Source organism: Streptomyces sp. NPDC004838, assembly GCF_053600955.1.
On the sequence record NZ_JBSGAW010000031.1, the window covers coordinates 1 to 20,245 of the forward strand.

A 20,245-nucleotide genomic window follows, 5' to 3' on the forward strand; every position below is an offset into this window, starting at 1 on the left:
TCGGCGAGCTTCTTCTGCTCCATCAGATAGCTGATGCCGTTGATCGCCTCGATCTCGTACGGCGATCCGACGAGCGGGGCGGTAGGGATCTTCAGACCCCGACACCCGGCAGGCCGGGGCCACCCCATCACCACCAGTCGAACCGGAGCAGACCACGCATGCGTACGCTCATCGCCCGCATCCTGATGTGGGCCCTGGAACGGGTGTTACCCGCCCACGGACGGCACAGCGACACAGACGGCCCCTGCCCGGCAGGGCCATGGAGCCGGGCCTGGACCACCCCAACCCCAGACCATGTCATCGAACGCCGCACCCCACTGCGCGGCGAGGACTCCCGGCCGGTCCGGCCCTACGCACCCCTCGACGACACCCTCCGGCTCCGGGCAGTGCGACAAGTCCGGCCCACAAGACGCCGAGTCCTCCTCTACACAGCCGAAGGGCTGAACCTTCCGAGGCTGACGCCCACCGGGGCAGGCCGATGACCGTCGACGGACTCACCGCCCCCGTACCCGAACCCCTCACCGCCGACTGCACCCACTGCCACCGCCCCACCCACGCACCCATCCCCATCCGCTGGACAGAACACTCACTCCACTACGCGTGCCCCCAGTGCGCACCCCACCTCACCCCAGGCCCCACCCCCGACGAACAGCCCCTCCTCAAGGCAGGACCGGTCAGGGCGCTCCGCACTGGGTGAGCATCGTCTTCTTGTCGGGGGCGGTGACGGGCAGGTCGTACTCCGTGGCGACCTGCGCGAACCGCACGGCGTACGCGCACCGCACCTTCTTGTCGGGCGGGAGCCAGGACGCGGGGCCCGAGTCGCTCTTCCGGCCGTTCGTCGGGCCGTCCACGGGCAGCAGGTTGAGAGGGTCGTTCGCGATCCGGCGGCGCTTCTCCTCGCTCCAGCGGGCCGCGCCCATCTGCCAGCTGTAGGAGAGCGGTACGACGTGGTCTATCTGGACGGCCGACGCCTTCTGCTTCCGCCATTCGATGACGGTGCCGGTGTACGGGTCGTTCAGGGTCATGGCGACGACGACGCAGTCCGAGCCCTTGCGGTACGTCAGCTCCTTGCCGTCGCGGGCGAGCAAGTCGTTCCGCGTGTCGCAGCCGTTCCGCGCCAGCGGAACCCCGTCCGCCGTGTCCAGCCACGCGCTCCCGAAACGTTCCCTCTCGTAACCCGTCCTGGGGCCCCGGCCCTTGGTCTCCAGCTTCTCGATGAGCCGCCGGGCGTCCGCCCTCGCCGCGTCGCCGGAGATCACGCCGAGGCCGGGTTTGGTGCCGTCCGGGTTGGCGAGGGGGCTGACCGCGTTCGTGTCCGCGCCTCTGAGGTCCGTGCCTCTCGGGCCGCCGTCGCCGGAGCCGGAGGGCGATCCGCCGTCCTCGCATCCGGCGAGCAGCACGGTGACGGCGAGGAGAGCGGCGCACGAGGTGGGGACCCTGAGTCTGTTCACCCACGCAGGTTACTGATCAAAGGCTCAGGACCGGTGTGGAGACCCGTGGTTCCGGCGGAGTCCCGTGGTTCCGGCGGTCGTGGTCCGGCCGCCGACCCCTCGATGTCAGTGGCGGGTGCCACGATTCAGTGGACCCGAAGAAGGAGATCACCATGGGCACCTGGGACATCGGCCCCTTTGACAACGACACCGCCGCGGACTTCTCCGGCCACGTGGACGACGCTCCGCCGGGCGAGCGGGCGGATGTTCTGCGCGGTGCGCTGGTCAGCGTCATCGAGGCCGGGGAGTACGTGGAGAGTTATGAGGGGGCGCGAGCGATCGCCGCGGCGGCGCTGATCGCCTCGCAGGCCCCCGGCGGCGAGCCGGTCGTCACCAGTTACGGGCCCAAGCTGCCGCTGCCGGACCTCCCCGTCGAGTTGCGCGGGCTCGCCGTGGACGCGCTCAGACGCGTACTCGGGAAGGAGTCCGAACTGGTCGAGTTGTGGGAGGAGACCGCCGACAAGGGGCCGTGGGGTCAGGGCGTCGACCGGCTGCTGAAGATACTCTCCGCGGCGGCCGGGCCGGTGTCCGAGCCCGCGTCGCCGTCCACGGGCTGAGGGCCACCGCTCAGGGCCGTACGGAGCCGAAGCGCCGAGCCGGAGCACCGGACCCAGCCGAAATGCCGGGCCGGAGGAGCAGGCCGGGCCCGCCCACCGGCCAGGCCCGGCGGCCCCTGTGGGTCTCACCCGAGGATCGTCGTCAGGAACTCGCCCGTCCACGCCAGCAGTTCCCGTCCCACCACCGGCTTCCCGCCGATCTTGCCGGAGGTCGGACGGGGCACGAGGATCTGGTGGACGGCGGGCTTGACGACCGTACGCGGGTAGAGGCGCTTCAGCCGCAGTTCCTGGGACTCCCGCAACTCCACGGGAGCGAAGCGGATATTGCTCCCCTGGAGGACGATCTCGGCGACGCCGCAGGCGCGGGCCAGCATCCGCAGGCCCGCGACCAGGAGGAGGTTCTCGACCGGCTCGGGGAGCTTGCCGTAGCGGTCGGTCAGCTCCTCGCGTACCGCCTTGATGTCGTCCTCCGAGTTGACGGAGGCGATCGCGCGGTACGCCTGGAGGCGCAGGCGCTCGCCCGGCGCGTAGTCGTGGGGGACGTGCGCGTCGACGGGCAGCTCGATCTTGACCTCCAGCGGGGGCTCCTCCTGCACACCGCCCTCCAGGGAGGCCCGGTAGTCGGCCACGGCCTCGCCGACCATGCGGACGTACAGATCGAAGCCCACACCGGCGATATGGCCGGACTGCTCGCCGCCGAGGAGGTTGCCCGCGCCGCGGATCTCCAGGTCCTTCATGGCCACGTACATGCCCGCGCCCATCTCGGTGTGCTGGGCGATGGTGGCCAGGCGCTCGTGCGCGGTCTCGGTGAGGGGCTTCTCCGGCGGGTAGAGGAAGTAGGCGTAACCGCGCTCGCGGCCACGGCCCACCCGGCCGCGCAGCTGGTGCAGCTGCGAGAGGCCGAAGTTGTCGCCGCGCTCCACGATGAGGGTGTTGGCGTTGGAGATGTCGATGCCCGATTCCACGATCGTCGTGGAGACGAGGACGTCGAACTTCTTCTCCCAGAAGTCGACCACGACCTGTTCGAGGGTGCTCTCGGCCATCTGCCCGTGGGCGGTGGCGATCCGGGCCTCGGGGACGATGTTCCGCAGCCGGGCCGCCGCGCGGTCGATCGACTCGACCCGGTTGTGGATGTAGAAGACCTGGCCCTCGCGGAGCAGTTCACGGCGGATCGCCGCGCCGATCTGCCGCTCCTCGTAAGGGCCGACGAAGGTCAGGACCGGGTGCCGTTCCTCGGGCGGGGTGGTGATCGTGGACATCTCCCGGATGCCGGTGACCGCCATCTCCAGGGTCCGCGGGATGGGTGTCGCGGACATGGTCAGTACGTCGACGTTGGCGCGGAGCTTCTTCAGCTGCTCCTTGTGCTCGACGCCGAAGCGCTGCTCCTCGTCGACGACGACGAGTCCCAGGTCCTTGAACTTGGTCTCGCTGGAGAAGAGCCGGTGGGTGCCGATGACGATGTCGACCGCGCCGTCCTTCAGGCCCTCCAGCGTCGCCTTCGCCTCGATGTCGGACTGGAAGCGGGACAGCGCGCGGACGTTGACGGGGAACTGGGAGTAGCGCTCGGAGAAGGTCCCGAAGTGCTGCTGCACCAGCAGCGTGGTCGGTACGAGGACGGCGACCTGCTTGCCGTCCTGGACCGCTTTGAAGGCCGCGCGCACGGCGATCTCGGTCTTGCCGTAACCGACGTCGCCGCAGATCAGCCGGTCCATGGGGACCGTCTTCTCCATGTCCTCCTTGACCTCGGCGATGGTGGAGAGCTGGTCGGGGGTCTCGGCGTACGGGAACGCGTCCTCCAGCTCGCGCTGCCAGGGCGTGTCCGGACCGAAGGCATGGCCGGGCGCGGCCATGCGGGCCGAGTAGAGCCTGATGAGGTCCGCGGCGATCTCCTTGACGGCCTTCTTCGCGCGTGCCTTCGTCTTCGTCCAGTCCGCGCCGCCGAGGCGGTGGAGGGTCGGGGCCTCGCCGCCCACGTACTTGGTGATCTGCTCCAGCTGGTCGGTGGGGATGTAGAGCCGGTCGCCGGGCTGGCCGCGTTTGGCGGGGGCGTACTCCACGACGAGGTACTCGCGGGTCGCGGCCTGCACGGTCCGCTGGACCATCTCGATGTAGCGGCCGACGCCGTGCTGTTCGTGGACGATGTAGTCGCCGGTCTCCAGGGTGAGCGGGTCGATCGTCTTACGGCGGCGGGTGGGCATCCGCTGGCCGTCCTTGCCGGCCGCCTTCTGCCCGGAGAGGTCGGTCTCGGTGAGGACCGCGAGCCGCAGGGCCGGGTCGATGAAGCCGTAGTCGATGGAGCCGCACGCCACATGCACCAGGGCGGGCGGGATGTCGGCGAGGTCGGTGGCCAGCCGGGCGGGGATGCCTTCGCCGCCGAGGACCTCGACCGTACGGGCCGCGGGGCCGTGGGCCTCGGTCACATAGACCGTCTGCCAGCCGTCGGCGAGCCAGCTCTTGGTGTCGGCGAGGGCCCGGGCGGTGTCGCCCCTGTAGGACTCCGGGGCGTGCATGCCCAGCTTGAGGGTGTCATCGGACAGTTCGTCGCCGTCCACGCCGAATCCCGGACCGCCGAGCGCCCGGTCGGAGGGGCCGCCGAGCGCCCTGTCCGAGGGCCCGCCGACCTCCGTCGCGCCGGAGGCGAACGGGGAGATGGACCACCACATCATGCCGAGTTCGCGCGCCCGGTTCCGCACATCCGCGATGCCCCAGAGCGAGGCCGCGCCGACGTCGATGGGCGCCTCGCCGCCGCCCGCCGTGGCCGCCCAGGAGGCGTGCAGGAACTCCTGGCTGGTCGCCACCAGGTCCGCCGCCCTCGTACGGACGCGCTCGGGGTCGCAGACCACCGCCATCGAGCCCTCGGGGAGCACGTCGATGAGGAGTTCCATGTCGTCCACGAGGACCGGCGCGAGGGATTCCATGCCTTCGACGGCGATGCCCTCGGCGATCTTGCCGAGGAGTTCGCCCAGTTCGGGGTGGGCCTCGGCGAGGACGGCGGCCCGCTCCCGCACCTGCGGGGTCAGCAGCAGCTCGCGGCAGGGCGGGGCCCACAGCCCGTGCTCGGCGACTTCCAGGGACCGCTGGTCCGCGATCTTGAAGTAGCGGATCTCCTCGATGTCGTCGCCCCAGAACTCCACCCGCAAGGGGTGCTCCTCGGTCGGCGGGAAGACGTCGAGGATGCCGCCGCGCACCGCGAACTCGCCGCGCTTCTCCACCAGCTCTACGCGTGCGTACGCGGCGGCGGCGAGGGCGTCCACGACCTCGTTCAGATCGGCCTGCCGGCCGGTGCGCAGGGAGACGGGCTCCAGTGAGCCGAGCCCCTTGACCTGGGGCTGGAGTACGGAACGGATCGGCGCGACCACCACGGAGACGGGGCCCGCGGCGGGGTCGTCCGGGGAGGGGTGGGTCAGTCGGCGCAGTACAGCGAGCCTGCGGCCCACGGTGTCGGAGCGCGGCGAGAGCCGCTCGTGCGGCAGGGTCTCCCAGGAGGGGTACTCGACGATGCCCTCCTCGGGCAGCAGCGAGCGCAGGGCCGCCGCCAGGTCCTCCGCCTCCCGGCCGGTCGCCGTGACGGCGAGCACCGGACGCCCCGCGTCACGTGCCAGAGCGGCCACCGCGAAGGGGCGGGCCGCGGGTGGTCCGACCAGATCCACATGCATACGGCCCGCGCCACGGGCGGCTTCGACCGCTTCGGCGAGCGCCGGGTCACGTACGACGGCATCGAGCAGACCGTGCAGGCTCATGAAAACGGTTCCATCCCAGGGAGGCGAGGCAGCGGGGCAACGCGAAGGGCCCGACACGTTCAACGGGCCGGGGGTCTCCAGCGTACGCCCGCCCCCGCACGGGCCGCGCGCGGAGCCCCCCGGCCTCGCGCACCCTCCCGACGGCCGCCGACGCCGACTGCCGAGGCCCCTGCCGGACGCGCTGACCGGCGCTCGGACGGGCGCGGAGGGCGGCCTCGGGCACCGGGGGCCTCCCTGTCCGTGCCGTGGGCACACACCACACGAAAGAGAACGCCGGAGCGGGAGCTGTGCCCCGGCGGCCGGACGGTGCGCGGGGCCGGGCGGGGCTGGGCGGCCGAGGGGGTGCCGTATCCATTCCGGCTGAAGCAACCTTCGCGAGCACCAGGCAGTCCTGCCGGTTACCGAGGCCGACGCGGCACCCTTACCGAAGCGTCGGACGATGGACAGAAGACGACCTGCCGTATGCCTGGGTGAGGGCGGAGATGAAGCATCTGAACAGCGTGGTGACGTGGGTTGACGCACGGGAACGGCTGCCTCGCAGCGGTTTTCCGGTGGCAGCGGCGATCACGGGCCGGTATCCGGCTGACGGCGCCACTGAGCCCGATACCGCGTTGGGTGAGGAATTCTGGCTGGTGAGGCCGATGTACTTCACGAATCTGCACTTAAGTGAGGACGGAACAGAGCACAGAGACTGCTTCGTCGACTCCGACGGGGTCGTCCGTCTGCCCTACGGCGGTACCAGTGCCGAAACCGTGACTCACTGGGCCGAGCTGCCCACCCTGCCGGGCGGGACGACGCACATCGTTCTCGGGGAAGACGTGCAGCCGGCTCTCCGGAACGCCTGGGGCGCTCGTCCCGTCACCTGACCCGGGTAGGCGGTTCGGATCCGGACGGTGCGCGCGTACGGACGGTCCGTACGCGCGCAACGGACCGCGCGGGCCTCGGACGGACGGTCCGGGCGCGCGCGGCGGGCGTCAGGCGAGCTTCGTGCCGTACACGTGGTCGACGGTGATCGTCACCAGCACTCTCCGGTCGGACACCATGGCCGACCGGTACTCGTCCCAGTCCGGGTGCTCGCCCGCGGCGGCGCGGTAGTAGTCCACCAGCGCCTGGACCTCGGGACCGTCCGGATCGGTGCCCGGCCCGGTGAGTGTGGCCGTGCCCTCGGCGGTCGCCCATGCCCGGCCGTCCGGGCTGGTCACCTCCAGCGCGGTCCGCGGGTCCCGGCGGAGATTGGCGACCTTGGCGGTCCCCTCGGTGGTCGAGACCCGGATGACGCCGGCGGCCCGGTCGTAGGACGGCATCACAGGCGAGAGCTGGGGGCGGCCGTCGGATTTGATCGTCGCGAGCACACCGAGCCGGCTCTGCGCGAGTAGCCCGTGCGTATCGAAGAGCGTGTCTGCCATACACGGGCGAACCCGCGACCGCGTCCCACGTATTCCGGCGCGATGAGGCCGGTTCGGCGGGGGATGTATGCGGAACGGGAGCAATCGGGCCTCGCGCACTTGTAATGTGGCGGTTGTGTCAGAGCGGACGCCAGCGTTACCGGAAGCACCGTCGCCACCTCCCCCGCCGTTACCATCGCGCCGCCACAGGATCGCTCTGTGGTGGGCCCGCAGACATGGGTTGGGGCAGTTTCCGTACTGGCTGATCACCCGAGCCGCGGTCGTGTTCGTTCTGTGCGCCGTGCTCTACCTGCTGAGTGGTTTCCTGACGGGCTGGGGCGACGCCTACGAGGTGCTGGCGGGCATAGATTCGCCGGCCGACGCGGACCATCAATGGGTCGCGTGGCCGCTGGCGTTGATGGGCTGGGCGGCGATTCCCGCGCTCATCGGCGGTCTGGCCGGATACCTCATCACGGTGCAGATCCAGAACCATCAGTCCAGGGAACTGGCTGAGGTCTTGGACGAGCTTCGAGGGCGGATGCGGCCCCCCAGCGATCCGGAGAGCGGCACTTGATCACCCTTCACGAACTCCATGGACGCGGTGAAGATGTCACTGCCGCAGTCCTGGCCTTCGGTGTTCTGCACTCGGAAGGAAGTACCGAACCGGATTGGAAGGTCGCGGAGGAGTGCTTCCTGGAACTGCAGGCGCACATTCTCCGTCATTCCTTCGCAGTCAGCGGTACCCGGGCCCGGGAACGTGAACGAAGGGCAGAGAACGCGGCCACCGACCTCCTTCTCGCACTGAAGCAGGCCGGCCCCGGGGTCCGTTGCCCGGTTCCCTCGACTCGCTGCCCCGAACGAAGTGTCGAGCCGCCCTACTCTGGAGGTCGTGGTGTCCGACGCTGAGATCGAAAGCCAGGCAAATGTTCTCCGCGGCCTGCTGTACGTCGCCTGTCCTGACGCTCCGAACAGCGCGATCGATCGGACCGCTCAGGCGATCGCACGCCGTTCCCGAGCCCAAGGCCCGCCTGTGCACGCCGTGCCCGGAGCCCACCGACTCGCGCTGACACGTGCTGACGACGAACCTCGTGCACTGACTCGTGCGAACGTCAGTGGCGCGAAGTTGAACAGGGCGAAGCTGAAGTGGGCGGACCTGACCGGCGCGGACCTCACCGCCGCGGACTTGACCGCCGCGGACCTGACCGGCGCGAACTTGGCCGGCGCGGACCTGACGGGCGCGGACCTGACCGGCGCACACATGGGCTTCGCGGATCTGAGGGAAGCCACTCTCAGGGAAACCGATCTGAAGGAAGCGGACCTGACCGGCGCGGATCTGCACGGTGCGCATCTGACCAACGCGCATGTGATGCGCGGGAAGCTCATCGCAGCGGACTTGGACGGCGCGGACCTGACCGCCGCGTACTTGGGCTTCGCGGATCTGAGGGAAGCCACTCTCAGGGAAACCGATCTGAGGGAAGCGGACCTGACCGCCGCGCACTTGGGCGGCGCGGACTTGACGGGCGCGAACCTGGATGGCGCGAACTTGGACGGCGCGGACCTGACCGGCGCGAAGCTGACCCGTGCGAACCTGACGATCGCGCTCCTGATGCGCGGAAAGCTGACTGACGCGCACCTGATGCACGGGAAGCTGATCGGCGCGGACCTGACCGGCGCGAACCTGGACGGCGCGGACCTCACCTCCGCGGACCTGACCGGCGCGAATCTGGACGGCGCGGACCTCACCTCCGCGAAGCTGACGGGCGCGATGCTGACCGGGGCGAAGCTGACAGGCGCGAACCTGACGGAAGCGGACCTGACCGGTGCCGACCTGTCCGGCACGGACCTCAGCAGTGCCTGGCTGGACCAGGAATCGGTACTCGTGCAGGGGCTTTCCTGGAGCTTGAAGACGCTTTGGCCGGGTGAGGGTTTCCGTGAGGCTGTGGAGGCCGCATCGGAGAGAGTCGCTCCGGGCATCTACAGGATCCGCGCTCGCGAAATCCGGGATCGAAGCGGTGCGTCGCTGTGACATGGTTACCGCGCGAGCGGGGTCCGGCGGTTGCGCGACGGGTACGAGTGCGTACCCGTCTTCCGAGAGTGTGGGAAGGAACACGAAGATGACCGACGCCAACGTTCGCATCCCCCAGGAAGTCCATGACCGGCTCGCCGCCGTGGCCGCTGCGGAGGGGCTGTCGCTGCGGGCATATCTGGCGCGTCTCTCGCAGACCTTGCTGACGCCGGCCGAGCGGGCGGAGAAGGCCCGGACCGCGCTGAAAGAGTGGAACGGCTACGCCCCCACCGGTGCCGAGGAGCAGGATCTCGACGGCGAACTGGACCGGCGCCTGGCCCGGGTGACCGCCCGGTGAGCGATGCCGTGCACATCGTCCTGGACGGCACCGCGATGGCCGCGCCCGACCAGGGCAACGTTCTTGCCTCCCGCCTCATCCACCGCGCCATGCCGAGGCCGACTGGTTCGATGGGCGACAGCGGGCGTCCGCGCTCAGAGTGAGGAATCCCGTCGATCAACTCCCGGCGATCCCACCGCGAGCCACAACGTCCGTTGCTGACCGGTGGGAACGGCCCCAGCCGAGCCCACTCGGCATCCGTGAGATCACCCCGCCCATGCTCCGAACAACGAGCAGCCCGGATAGGGAACACCGGCGTCTACGCTCCGGTGATGGATCGTGACGAGAAAGAAGCGCATCCGGAGTGGTGGGCCAACCAATCAACCTGCCTGGTTCGAATCCCGGTCAGAGTGACGGACACCGCCAATACAGGTGAGTGGGAGGCCGTGATCTCGCCCCCTCTCAACCACGACGCTCGCGAAGACCTGAAACTGCTCCTCGACGCGGATCCGTGCCTCACCCTTCGCTTCGACGCCTCAGCCGTCGAAGTGCAGGTAGAGGGCTTCGAGGATCTCGATCACCTTCGGCTGGTCGTCATCCCTGGGCAGTAACCGCCGAGCAGCCCGACACAATCGGCCGAACGAACCGTAGCAGCGGAACGACGGCGTGCGACGAGGCTCATGCGGGGGGCACTCGACGTACTGCCCGGCCCGGTCGGATCACCACCGGCATCGGCCGCACCCGCTGCGGCCCCGCCGGTGCCACGCTTACCGCCCTCGCGCACGTCCTCGGCGTGGCGGACGGAGTGATCGAGATGCCCGCGCCCTGGCACGGGGCGGCGTACCTGGGAATCCCGTTGCACTACACCGCCGGGCGGCGCGGCGGCGCGTACCGCAGCCAACGGTCCACCGCGTCCTCGATCAGGACGACAGGGCGCGGTCGACGATGCGCTGGAGCCCGGCGTCGAACGTCTCCTGCCCGTCGGGGTCGAGCGTCGCCAGAGCGACGAGCGCCGTGACGGCGACGTCCACCAGTTCCTTCCGTACGTCCTCCCAGGTATGCGACCGGCCCTTCCTCGGGTTGGTGCCCAGCACGCCGTGCAGGGCCTCGGAGACCTCGCCGAACTCCTCGCCGATCTTGAGGACGCGCAGAAGCCCACGCTCCTGCTCCGTCTGCTCACCGGTGTTGTCGTCCAGCCACTCTCGCAGCTGGTTGATTTGGTCCCAGGTCTTCGCGTCCATCAGGGTTCTCCCACAGGTCGTACGGTGCGTCGGAACAGGGCGGGCGCGGGGTCCTCTGCCCGCGTGGGATCGGTCACCGGCAGCGGTGCTGCGGCGGTGAGGGCAAGCCGCACGGCCAGCGCGGAGTGGTCGGTCAGCCGGGCCGCGCGGGTGCGCGGCTCGTTCACGTACAGGCAGTCGCGCAGCGCGCTGCCCAGGCCGGCCGAGACGTGTGCGTGGTCGTACCGGTAGCCGTCGCCGGTCTTGCCGACCCAGGAGTATTCGAGCGCGGTCGGGTGCAGGGCACGGAACGCGTCCACGTACCCCGCCTCGCCGAACGCCTCGTAGAAGCCGTACTCGAAGGCCGCGAAGAACCGGTAGCGCGGTGTGTGGCCGGGTTCCAGGACGTTGAAGTCACCCAGCACGATCCGGGCACCAGTCCGGCCGTCGGGGAGCGCCGCGGCGCACTCCTTCAACCAGCGCCGCTTCCGCTCCTTCTTCTCGGGCGACGCGTCGCGGGAGGGCACGTACAGGCCGATCACGTCGAGCGGTCCTTCGTCGGTGTCGATCGTGACGGCGGCCGCACGGTGCGGCAAGTACCCGATCGCGAATGGTGCAGGGCGCGTGGCGAGGCGGCTGACGATCATCACGCCGCGCTCGCCGCGCTGCTCGGGCCTGGGGAACGCCACCGCGTACCCGGCCGCGGTGAAGCGCTCTGCGAGGAATGTGCACCCGGCGCTGTCCGCGGTCTCCGTCAGGACGAGGACCGACTCCGGCCGCGCCACGAGGTAGGCGAGCTGACGCTCGGCCCGCTGGCGGCTCGGGTTGTTGAGATTGAACGTCAGCACGTCGCACGTGCCCGGCCTGCTCATGAACTGCCTTTCGACCACGATTCCTTGACGGCCGCCACGACAGCACGGGCGACCTCTTCCGGGCCTTCGGTGCTCGCGTCGAGCTGAAGGACGCGGACGCCGGCGGCCATGAGGAACCTAGCGGCCTCACGGAAGGCCGCGCATTCCCGCTCGGTGCTACCGGGCTGGCGCTCGTACCGGCTGTGCGCTCCACGGCCGGCGAGCCGCTTTTCGATCACGTCCGCGCGGGCGTTGAGAATGACCGCGAGATCGGGCATGTCGGCGTGCCGGTTCAGCTCCCAGACCACGTCCCGACCGACGCCATCGAGGACCTGGAGCACGAGCGAGGAGGCGACGTACCGATCGCAGACGACCATCGCGCCCCGGGCGAGCGCTGGCCGGATCTCGTGTTCCAGGTGTGCGTACCGGTCGGCGGCTATCAGACACGCCATCGACATCCCGAGATAGTCGTCGGTGCCGTTGCGGGCGAGCCGCCCGAGCGCGGTGTCGCTCGGCTCCCGGGTCCGGCACACAGGTGGGCAGTCGTCCTGGAGCAACCCGGCGACCGCAGCCGTGACCGTCGACTTCCCCACGCCGCCGGGACCGTCGATCGTGATGAACCTCCCGGTCATACGACACTCACCACGGGCAGCACACGTGTCTGCTTCGGTACCACCGGGCACTGCTCGGTGTCGACGGCGCCGATCCGCTCACCGGCAGCGACCACGGCGGCCGGGCAGCCCTTCCCGCACGAGTCCGACATCGAGCAGCCGCCGCAGGTCGGGTTCGCGCCCAGGGCCCACCGGTCGCTGAACCGACCGTAGTCATCGAGCCGTTCCGCGATGTCGCTGTGCTCCCAGACGTTGCCGACGAGGAAGTCCGTGTCGGGGTGCAGGGAGATCTTCGTCCGCGCGGCGAACACGAGGTACGGGCAGATCGCCACGCCACCATCGGTGAACACGTAGATGATGGTCCCGGCCTCACAGCCCGCGAGTGGCTTGGAGTCGTTCGGGAACCGAATGAGGGTGAGGTCCAGGTCGTCGTCGGCGAACGGCATCGCCAGGTCCCGGAGGTGTCGCATATGGTCGTCGGTCCGACGGAGCTTCTGAGAGCCGTGGGACGCTCCGCGCCCCATCGGGCCCAGCGGGTTCATCAGTACGTACTTGGCACCCTGCTCCTTGGCGAACGCGCAGAGCTGCCCGTACTCCTCGTCTTGGGCGAGGTTGTTCGGCGTGCACAGCAGTCCTTGGAGGATGCCCGCCTTCGCGAACTCCTTGACGTTGTCCACGGTCTCCTGGAACCCCTCGCGGCGGCCCCGGAACACTCCGTGCGACTCCGCCGAGAAGCCGTCGAGCGAGACGTTCATGTGGGCGTCGAGTTCGGCCAGGCGCTCGATCTGGTGGGGTGTCACCATCGTCGCATTGGTGCAGACGCCGACGCGCATCCCGGCCGCCTGGAACTCGCCGGTGATCTGGATGAGGTCGGCGTGCATGAACGGCTCACCGCCGGTGAGCGTAACCCGGTTCACGCAGGCGGCCGCGAGTTGCGGGATGAGCTGGTCCCGGACCGAGTTCAACGGCATGTACCGGCCGCGCTTCGTCGCCGAGACGAAGCAGTGCTTGCAGGTCTCGTTGCACGGCTCACAGATCTGGATCAGGGCCTTGCGGTGCGGGTGGTCGACCGTCGTGCGGAAATAGCAGGACGTGGCCTGTTCTCCGGTGGTGATCGGGCGTGCGGTCACGTGGACCTCCACGGGTAGTGGGTGTGATTGGTCCGCCCCCGGCCTGTATGCACGAGGCAGCACGGTCCGGGGCGGGGGTTCGTCAGGCCGAGGCGACGCCACGGCGGTTGTGTGTTTCACCGGCGCTTCGAGACGCCGGTTGCAGGGCTCGCGGCGCCTGCGTCGATGGCCGTCATGTCCCGGCCTCCTCGCCCGCCGCATCCTGGATCGCTGCCAGGGCTCGCGCCACCGGTCTGGGCAGCATCACCAGGTCGGGCCAGTCCGATGGCACCGGGCAGCGCCGCAGGGGCAACCGTCCAGGCTCGACCCCTCGCCGGTCCGGCGGGAAGTCGGCGGGGACAGCGGACGCGGAGAGAGTGATCACTTGCCGCTCCGATCGATCCCGAGCGCGCACCAGGCACGTGTACGGGAGCCGTCCGCCGCAATCCCCCAGGAATCCGCGTATGCGGCGACCAGCAGCAGCCCACGGCCACTCTCCTCGGTCGGATCGGCCGATCCCGGGCACGGCTGGGCACAGGCACCGTCACTGATCACCTCGATGTGGAGCTGGCTGCTCGTACGCCACATGCGCACGCCGATGTCGCCCTGCCCGTGCTCGACGGCGTTCGCGACCAGCTCGGAAAGGCACAGGTCGACGGCGTCCCCGCAGGCCGCAAGCCCCCACCGGACGAGGTGAGCCCGGCCGGAACGGCGTACCTGCCCCGGCCTCAGCCTGTCCTCGGCGGTCATCGGCTCGCCGGGCCTGGTGACACGGCGCAGACTTATGTCAAGGCCGGGCCCGGTTGGCGGTCGGGAGGCAGCATCAGGGCGCTGCGTATTCTGGCTGGCCGTCAAGGGTGACATGAGGGTGTCTCCATCGGGTTCGGCGACGGTGCCGCCGAGGCTTGGGACGACTGGCTGCCCATCCGTCCGCTTGTGTGATGCACTGCTCACCCTCAGTTGACCGTCCACGCGAAGCTCACGGTCGGCGAGCGACCGGACGTTTAGGCGGACTTTTCTTCACGACGTCCCGGCCAGGTCACTACGGTTGAGAAAACGGTGGCGAGTGCGAGGGAATGGGCATGACGGGGGAAGACCGTGACGGACTGTCGCAACTACGCAAGGCGGCTGGATACACGCAGGGATCCTTCGTCACCGCGTTCACCAAGGAGGCCGCCCGCTTGGGAATCTCGGCCTCGGTCGGTGTCCGGCAGTTACGTCGGTGGGAGAGTGAGAATCCGCCTCCGTTGCCACACCCGAACCAACAGGTAGTCCTGGAAGCCATCTTCGGCATCCCGCTCAACGAGATGGGATTCACAGTCCCGTCACACCGGGGAGTTCTTTCCGAGCGAATCGAGGACGATGGAGAGGTGAAGCGTCGAACCTTTGTCCACCATTCGGGAGTGATCGCAGGAGCGTCGATCCTCCCTGACAAGCGTGGGCCCCGTATTGGTGTGAGTGAGGCCGCAGCGCTCCGTGCGCGCCTGGACAATCTCTACAAGGTTGACCACTCCTCTGGCGGAATTCCCGCCAGAGCGCGTGCCGAACAGATGGAACAGCAGATCATGCAGATCCTGACCGACAGCGTCTATACGGGCAGAGTCGGCCGTGACCTTCAGACGATCCTCTGCGAGATCCGCTGCCATCGCGCCTGGTTCGGCTACGACGGCGGTCCTCCCGCCGATGCGCGTGCCGCGTGCATGGAGGCCATGACTGCCGCGCAGCTCGTCGACAACCCGCTGCTGCAAGTACGTGCCCTGAACACGCTCTCCCTCCTCTCCGTCGACGCGGGCCGCACCTGGGAAGCCGCCTCGGCGGTGGAGAACGCACACAGCCTGGCGAAACGGGCAGGTGCCGGCCCGACTGTTCACCTGGTCGTCGCCCTGCGCGAGGCGAACGCCGCGACAAGCGCCGGCGACCTGGCCGGCGCCCGCCGCGCACTGAGCCGAGCCATGTTCCACCAAGGGCGCACAGACACAGGCACGGACGTGCCTCAGTGGGCTCGGTTCGCCGGCCCCGTCGAAGTGGACTACGCGACGGCTGCGTACTACACGCGGGCAAGGCTGCCCGCGCGGGCCGTGTCCTTCCTGCGCGCCGCGGTAGCCGGTCTTGGCGGCGGCTACACCCGCAACACCGCCTGGTACCGCGCTCGCCTGGCTCAGACCCTGCTCGACATGAACGAGGTCGAGGAAGCGTGCCACGAACTGACAGGCGTACTCAGCGGATGCCGCAACGTGTCCTCGGCACGCCTCGATCGGCGCCTGCGCGCCTTCGAGCACGCCGTCGGAACCTTCGACAATCCCACCGCGCGAGAAATGGCCGACCTCATCCGGGAGACAAGGGCGAGCTCAGCGTGAACGCACAGGAGAGCATCCTCGTTCAGAGCATGGCCGGTGCGGAAGCGGCGTCGGCCGAGACCGCATTCACGCTGGTCTATGCCGAGGCATTCGCCGAACGCCCCTACAGCAAAACGCGAGCAGACGTTGACGCGAACTTTCTCCGGTTTCGCTCACAGATCCGCAAGGCAACGTTCCGCGGTGCCCTCGCCCGCACCGCGGACGGCGAACCGGTCGGCATCGCCTACGGATACGCGCTGAGCCCCCACACCGGTTGGTGGAACCGGCTCACCACACCGGTGACCGACGAAATGCGCCGAGAGGACGGATACCGGACCTTCGGGCTGATCGAGCTGGCCGTACGGACATCATGGCGGCGTCTCGGTGTGGCCCGGAGACTGCATCAGGCGGTCCTCGCCGGGGCTACCGAGCGACGTGTCCTGCTCAACGCGCGACCGGATGTCGAGGCCGCGCAGGCCGCGTACCGATCGTGGGGGTACCGCAAGGTGGGTGAAGCCCACCCATGGGACGGAGCCGCCCTGCACGACGTGATGATTCTCGATCTGCGACGTACAGCCGAGTAGCGAAGCCGAGGCCCGCCTTCGTCTTCCGGGCGGTGCGCGGATCGCGGTCAACCGGCGCGGTCAAGTCGCGGGCGACGGGCGGCGAGGCCAGCGGTGCCCGGCGCGGTCCGGCCGTGGGCGGGTGAGCGGCGCGCGGCCCCCGGGGTGCGGTTCCTCCGCGCACCCCGGGGGCCGGTTCCCCCGTCACCCCGTCGGTGGGGTCACTCCGTGGCGATGGCGTTCAGGACGTTCATCCTGCCCGCGCGGAACGCGGGCACCAGCGCGGCGAGGAGGCCGACGAAGGCGGAGGCGATGAAGACCGTCACGATCGTGGGCCAGGGGATCTCCAGGACCTTCAGGCCCTCCAGTTCCAGCAGCTTCTGGGCCGCGGTGCCCCAGGCCATGCCCAGGCCGAGGCCGAGGAGGGCGCCGAAGAGGGCGATGACGACCGATTCGAGGCGGATCATGCGGCGGAGCTGGCGGCGGGAGAGGCCGATGGCGCGCATCAGGCCGATCTCGCGGGTGCGCTCGACCACCGAGAGGGCGAGGGTGTTCACCACTCCGAGGACGGCCACGATGATGGCGAGCGCCAGCAGGCCGTAGACGATGTTCAGGAGCTGGCCGATCTGGTTCTGGAGGTCCTTCTTGTAGTCGGCCTGGTTCTTCACCTGGTACTGGGGGTAGGGCTCCATGGCCTTCTTGAGCGCCTCGTACGTCTGCTTCTCCTGGCCGTCCTTCGCGGAGGCGAGGATCATGGTGTTGCCGGGCAGGCGGTCGGCCGGGAGGTACCGCGCGGCGGTGGCGGTGGCGATGTACTTCGCGCCCTGGTCGAGGCTGGCGTCGTCGGAGGTGATCGCCCGGACCGTCAGCTGGGCCGCCTCACCGCCGGTGAACGCGACGGTGAGCTTGTCGCCGACCTTCACTCCGTGCTTGTCCGCGTAGGTCTCCCCGACGGAGATGGAGTCCTTGCCGTACGCGGCGGACAGGTCGCCGGCGACCGTCTCGCGGCGCAGGTCCTGAGCGTAGGTCGGGTCGGCGGCGACGACGGATTCCTTGGCGACGTAGCCGTCCGCGGTGGTGATCTTGGCGCGGACGTTCCTGTACTGGGTGAGGTGGTCGACGCCGGGCACCTTCGCCATGGCCTGCTGTGCCTGCGGCACGATCGGCTGGAAGGTGGAGGGCACGACGATGAAGTCCGCGCCGACCGACTTGTCGAGTTCGTCGTTGGCGGAGGCGACCATGGAGGAGCCGACCACCGACAGTCCGGCGACCAGGGCGAGACCGATCATCAGGGCGGCGGCGGTCGCTCCCGTGCGCCGCGGGTTGCGCAGTGCGTTGCGCTCGGCCATGCGGCCGACGGGGCCGAACATCCGCAGGGTCGGCGCGCTGATGATCCGTACCATCGCGCCCGACAGCAGCGGGCCGATGACGATGAAGCCGATCAGGCTGAGGAAGACCCCGAGGCCGAGGAGCATCGCTCCGTCGCCCGCCTTGTCGGCGCGGGTGGCCGCCACGAGGGCGGCCGCGCCGCCGCCGGTGAGGAGCAGCCCGAGCAGGGCGCGGATCCGGCCGGACTTGGCGTCGCCGGGGGTGCCGGCGTCGCGGAGGGCGGCCATCGGGGAGACCTTGCCCGCGCGGCGGGCGGGGACGTACGCGGCGACGATGGTGACGACGATGCCGAGGGTGAGCCCGACGACGGGGGTGGTCACCTTGACCGTCAGATCGCCCGTGGACAGGTTCATGCCCATGGCGCCCATCAGCTTCATCAGACCGACGGCGAGCCCGACTCCGGCCCCGACGCCCGCGATGGATCCGACGATGCCGAGCAGCAGCGCCTCGATCAGCACCGAACGGTTGACCTGTTTGCGGCTGGAGCCGATGGCCCGCATCAGCCCGATCTCGCGGGTGCGCTGGGCGACCAGCATGGAGAAGGTGTTGACGATGAGGAAGATGCCGACGAGGAAGGCGATTCCGGCGAAGCCGAGCATGGCGTACTTGATGACGTCCAGGAACTCGCCGACGTCCTCGCGGCTCGCGTCGGCGCTCTCGGCGGCGGTGCGCAGTTCGTAGCCGCCGCCGAGGGCCGCGGCGACGTTCGCCTTGACCTGCTTGTCGCTCACACCGTCCTTCGCGGTCACCAGGATCTGGGTGTACGCGTCCGGCTTGCCGAGGAGTTCACGCTGGGCGGTGGCGGTGTCGAAGTGGACGACGGCGGCACCGGGGTTGGTGACCTTGAAGGTGGCGATACCGGAGACCCTGGCCGTGAAGTCGCCGGTGGCGGAGATGGTGCGCAGTTCGTCGCCGAGCTTCAGGTCGTGCTTGTCGGCGGTGTCGGCGTCGACCATCACATCGGTGGGCCCCCTGGGCGCGTGCCCGGAGGTGATCTCGAACATCTTGAGGTCGTTCCGGCCCCAGTTGGACGCGATGGTGGGCGCGCCGGTGGTGGCTCCCACGTTCTTGTTCTTCGCGTTGACGACCGTCACGGCACTGCTGATGGCGGTGCCCTCCACCGACTCGACGCCCTCGACCGCCTCGACCTTCTTCGCCAGGGAGGCGGGCAGCGTCTCGGGCCGGCCGGACGTCTGGTTCTCGTCCCCGTCCACCTCCTTGGGCATGACGGAGACGTCGGCCGCGGTGACGGCGAAGAGTTTGTCGAAGGTCGTGTTCATCGTGTCGGTGAACACCAGGGTGCCCGAGACGAACGCGACGGACAGCAGCACCGCCACGGCCGAGAGCGCCATGCGCCCCTTGTGCGCGAGGAAGTTGCGCAGGGAGGTCTTGAACACGGTCACGACGTACGCCCCCGGGCGTCGAAGTCCTTCATGCGGTCGAGTACGGCGTCGGCGGTGGGCCGGAACATCTCGTCGACGATCCGGCCGTCGGCGAGGTAGAGGACGCGGTCGGAGTAGGCGGCGGCCACCGGGTCATGGGTGACGATCACGATGGTCTGGGCCAGCTCGTCCACGGATCGGCGGAGGAAGTCCAGCACCTCGGCGCCCGCGCGGGAGTCGAGGTTCCCGGTCGGCTCGTCGCCGAAGATGATCTCGGGCTGGGCGGCGAGGGCGCGGGCCACGGCGACGCGCTGCTGCTGGCCGCCGGAGAGCTGGGTGGGCCGGTGCTTGAGCCGGTCGGAGAGGCCGACCGTCTCGACGATCCGGTTGAGCCAGGCGGCGTCGGGCTTGCGGCCGGCGATGTCCATGGGGAGCGTGATGTTCTCCAGGGCGTTGAGCGTCGGCAGCAGATTGAACGCCTGGAAGATAAAGCCGATCCGGTCCCTGCGGAGCTGGGTGAGCTTCTTGTCCTTGAGGCCGGTGATCTCGGTGTCGTCGAGATAGATGTTCCCCGAGGTGACGGTGTCGAGTCCGGCGAGGCAGTGCATCAGCGTGGACTTGCCGGAGCCCGACGGGCCCATGATCGCGGTGAACTGTCCGCGGGCGATGTCCACGTCGACGTGGTCGAGCGCGACGACGCGGGTCTCCCCGGAGCCGTACGCCTTGACGACCTGCCGTCCGCGTGCGGCGACGGCTGTGGGGCCCCCAGTGGCCCCGTAGGGCGGAATGGTCATGGCCGTGGTCACGGTGGTGTCTCCTCGATCGGTTCAAGTGATGCGGTGTAGCCGGTCTCGCCGCGTGCTCTTCGAGTCTGTCCACGGAGGTGGGCCCACGCGCTGGTGCGGGTCACCGTCTTGGTGCGGGGGTTTACCCCACCCCCCGGTGGTGCTGCCCCCAGTGCCCCGCGCGGGACGCCTGGTCACGCCCCGCGCGGGCCCGTACCGCCCCCGAGTCCCCTGAGTCCGTACGCCCCCGAGGTCGTACGCCCCCGAGGCCCCGGCCGCCAGGCAGGCGGGCCCGTACTCCTTCGAGCGCCGTGCCGCCCCGAGTGCGTAAGAACAAGCTAAGGAAAACGGCCCGCCGTCTCGTCGTCCCCCGGAACGAACGTCCCCCTGCCGTAAGTAGGGAGACGCCCCTAGGGGTCTCCACCCACAGGCGGAGGCCCCGCCGCAGAGCCTGCCCCCTCCCGCAGCGTCAACCTCAAGTGGGA

The 20,245-nt window shown here is 69.5% G+C and carries 19 protein-coding genes; 9 read left to right on the forward strand and 10 right to left on the reverse strand.

The window, feature by feature from the left end; translation table 11 throughout:
- Positions 1 to 674: 674 nt before the first annotated feature.
- Positions 675 to 1,451 (reverse strand): HNH endonuclease family protein, encoded by a 777-nt coding sequence (locus ACWEFL_RS29135; RefSeq protein WP_451718021.1) that lies wholly within the window; start codon positions 1,449 to 1,451, stop codon positions 675 to 677.
- 152 nt (positions 1,452 to 1,603) lie between these two features.
- Here ACWEFL_RS29135 and ACWEFL_RS29140 point away from each other — a divergent pair, with 152 nt between their 5' ends.
- Positions 1,604 to 2,047, forward strand: coding sequence for a DUF4259 domain-containing protein (locus ACWEFL_RS29140; RefSeq protein WP_451718024.1), 444 nt, complete (start codon positions 1,604 to 1,606; stop codon positions 2,045 to 2,047).
- A 125-nt stretch (positions 2,048 to 2,172) separates the two neighbouring features.
- Here ACWEFL_RS29140 and mfd read toward each other — a convergent pair whose 3' ends face one another.
- The gene (gene mfd / locus ACWEFL_RS29145) at positions 2,173 to 5,787 is read right to left on the reverse strand and encodes a transcription-repair coupling factor (RefSeq protein WP_451718027.1); all 3,615 of its coding nucleotides are present in this window, start codon (positions 5,785 to 5,787) and stop codon (positions 2,173 to 2,175) included.
- Between the two features lie 482 nt (positions 5,788 to 6,269).
- Between mfd and ACWEFL_RS29150 the strand changes: the two genes are divergently transcribed.
- Positions 6,270 to 6,653, forward strand: a complete 384-nt coding sequence (locus ACWEFL_RS29150) for an AQJ64_40280 family protein (RefSeq protein ID WP_451718029.1) — start codon at positions 6,270 to 6,272, stop codon at positions 6,651 to 6,653.
- 108 nt (positions 6,654 to 6,761) lie between these two features.
- Here ACWEFL_RS29150 and ACWEFL_RS29155 read toward each other — a convergent pair whose 3' ends face one another.
- A complete protein-coding gene (locus ACWEFL_RS29155; RefSeq protein WP_451718032.1) occupies positions 6,762 to 7,193 on the reverse strand; it encodes a PPOX class F420-dependent oxidoreductase in 432 nt (143 codons plus the stop codon).
- Positions 7,194 to 7,413: 220 nt separating this feature from the next.
- On the opposite strand from ACWEFL_RS29155, the gene ACWEFL_RS29160 reads away from it, so the two are divergent.
- The 5 genes from ACWEFL_RS29160 to ACWEFL_RS29180 all read left to right on the forward strand — a co-directional run bounded on the left by ACWEFL_RS29160 (position 7,414) and on the right by ACWEFL_RS29180 (position 10,125).
- A complete protein-coding gene (locus tag ACWEFL_RS29160) occupies positions 7,414 to 7,746 on the forward strand; it encodes a DUF6313 family protein (protein ID WP_451718035.1) in 333 nt (110 codons plus the stop codon).
- 465 nt (positions 7,747 to 8,211) lie between these two features.
- A complete protein-coding gene (locus ACWEFL_RS29165; protein ID WP_451718257.1) occupies positions 8,212 to 9,198 on the forward strand; it encodes a pentapeptide repeat-containing protein in 987 nt (328 codons plus the stop codon).
- Between the two features lie 88 nt (positions 9,199 to 9,286).
- Positions 9,287 to 9,535 (forward strand): toxin-antitoxin system HicB family antitoxin, encoded by a 249-nt coding sequence (locus ACWEFL_RS29170; protein ID WP_451718037.1) that lies wholly within the window; start codon positions 9,287 to 9,289, stop codon positions 9,533 to 9,535.
- Positions 9,532 to 9,678: a hypothetical protein gene (locus tag ACWEFL_RS29175; RefSeq protein WP_451718039.1), complete on the forward strand. Its 147-nt coding sequence runs from the start codon at positions 9,532 to 9,534 to the stop codon at positions 9,676 to 9,678. The genes ACWEFL_RS29170 and ACWEFL_RS29175 overlap by 4 nt, the downstream gene beginning before the upstream one ends.
- 168 nt (positions 9,679 to 9,846) lie before the next feature.
- Positions 9,847 to 10,125: a hypothetical protein gene (locus ACWEFL_RS29180; protein WP_451718042.1), complete on the forward strand. Its 279-nt coding sequence runs from the start codon at positions 9,847 to 9,849 to the stop codon at positions 10,123 to 10,125.
- Between the two features lie 309 nt (positions 10,126 to 10,434).
- On the opposite strand, the gene ACWEFL_RS29185 is transcribed toward ACWEFL_RS29180, so the two are convergent.
- The 5 genes from ACWEFL_RS29185 to ACWEFL_RS29205 form a co-directional block, all read right to left on the reverse strand.
- Positions 10,435 to 10,755: a MazG-like family protein gene (locus ACWEFL_RS29185; RefSeq protein ID WP_451718044.1), complete on the reverse strand. Its 321-nt coding sequence runs from the start codon at positions 10,753 to 10,755 to the stop codon at positions 10,435 to 10,437.
- The gene (locus ACWEFL_RS29190) at positions 10,755 to 11,624 is read right to left on the reverse strand and encodes an endonuclease/exonuclease/phosphatase family protein (protein WP_451718046.1); all 870 of its coding nucleotides are present in this window, start codon (positions 11,622 to 11,624) and stop codon (positions 10,755 to 10,757) included. Before ACWEFL_RS29190 ends, ACWEFL_RS29185 begins: the two co-directional genes overlap by 1 nt.
- Complete coding sequence (tmk, locus tag ACWEFL_RS29195; RefSeq protein WP_451718049.1) at positions 11,603 to 12,217, reverse strand: dTMP kinase; 615 nt, start codon at positions 12,215 to 12,217, stop codon at positions 11,603 to 11,605. The genes ACWEFL_RS29190 and tmk overlap by 22 nt, the downstream gene beginning before the upstream one ends.
- The gene (locus tag ACWEFL_RS29200; RefSeq protein WP_451718051.1) at positions 12,214 to 13,326 is read right to left on the reverse strand and encodes a radical SAM/SPASM domain-containing protein; all 1,113 of its coding nucleotides are present in this window, start codon (positions 13,324 to 13,326) and stop codon (positions 12,214 to 12,216) included. Before ACWEFL_RS29200 ends, tmk begins: the two co-directional genes overlap by 4 nt.
- A 360-nt stretch (positions 13,327 to 13,686) precedes the next feature.
- Entirely contained in the window at positions 13,687 to 14,055 is a 369-nt protein-coding gene (locus tag ACWEFL_RS29205; protein ID WP_451718054.1) for an ATP-binding protein, read from the reverse strand.
- A 332-nt stretch (positions 14,056 to 14,387) separates the two neighbouring features.
- Here ACWEFL_RS29205 and ACWEFL_RS29210 point away from each other — a divergent pair, with 332 nt between their 5' ends.
- Together ACWEFL_RS29210 and ACWEFL_RS29215 are read left to right on the forward strand one after the other, a co-directional pair.
- Positions 14,388 to 15,662, forward strand: a complete 1,275-nt coding sequence (locus ACWEFL_RS29210) for a hypothetical protein (protein ID WP_451718057.1) — start codon at positions 14,388 to 14,390, stop codon at positions 15,660 to 15,662.
- Positions 15,663 to 15,691: 29 nt separating this feature from the next.
- The gene (locus ACWEFL_RS29215; protein WP_451718259.1) at positions 15,692 to 16,225 is read left to right on the forward strand and encodes a GNAT family N-acetyltransferase; all 534 of its coding nucleotides are present in this window, start codon (positions 15,692 to 15,694) and stop codon (positions 16,223 to 16,225) included.
- Positions 16,226 to 16,425: 200 nt separating this feature from the next.
- Here ACWEFL_RS29215 and ACWEFL_RS29220 read toward each other — a convergent pair whose 3' ends face one another.
- Together ACWEFL_RS29220 and ACWEFL_RS29225 are read right to left on the reverse strand one after the other, a co-directional pair.
- Positions 16,426 to 18,996: an ABC transporter permease gene (locus ACWEFL_RS29220; protein WP_451718060.1), complete on the reverse strand. Its 2,571-nt coding sequence runs from the start codon at positions 18,994 to 18,996 to the stop codon at positions 16,426 to 16,428.
- Positions 18,993 to 19,781, reverse strand: coding sequence for an ABC transporter ATP-binding protein (locus ACWEFL_RS29225; protein WP_451718063.1), 789 nt, complete (start codon positions 19,779 to 19,781; stop codon positions 18,993 to 18,995). The genes ACWEFL_RS29220 and ACWEFL_RS29225 overlap by 4 nt, the downstream gene beginning before the upstream one ends.
- Positions 19,782 to 20,245: the final 464 nt, after the last annotated feature.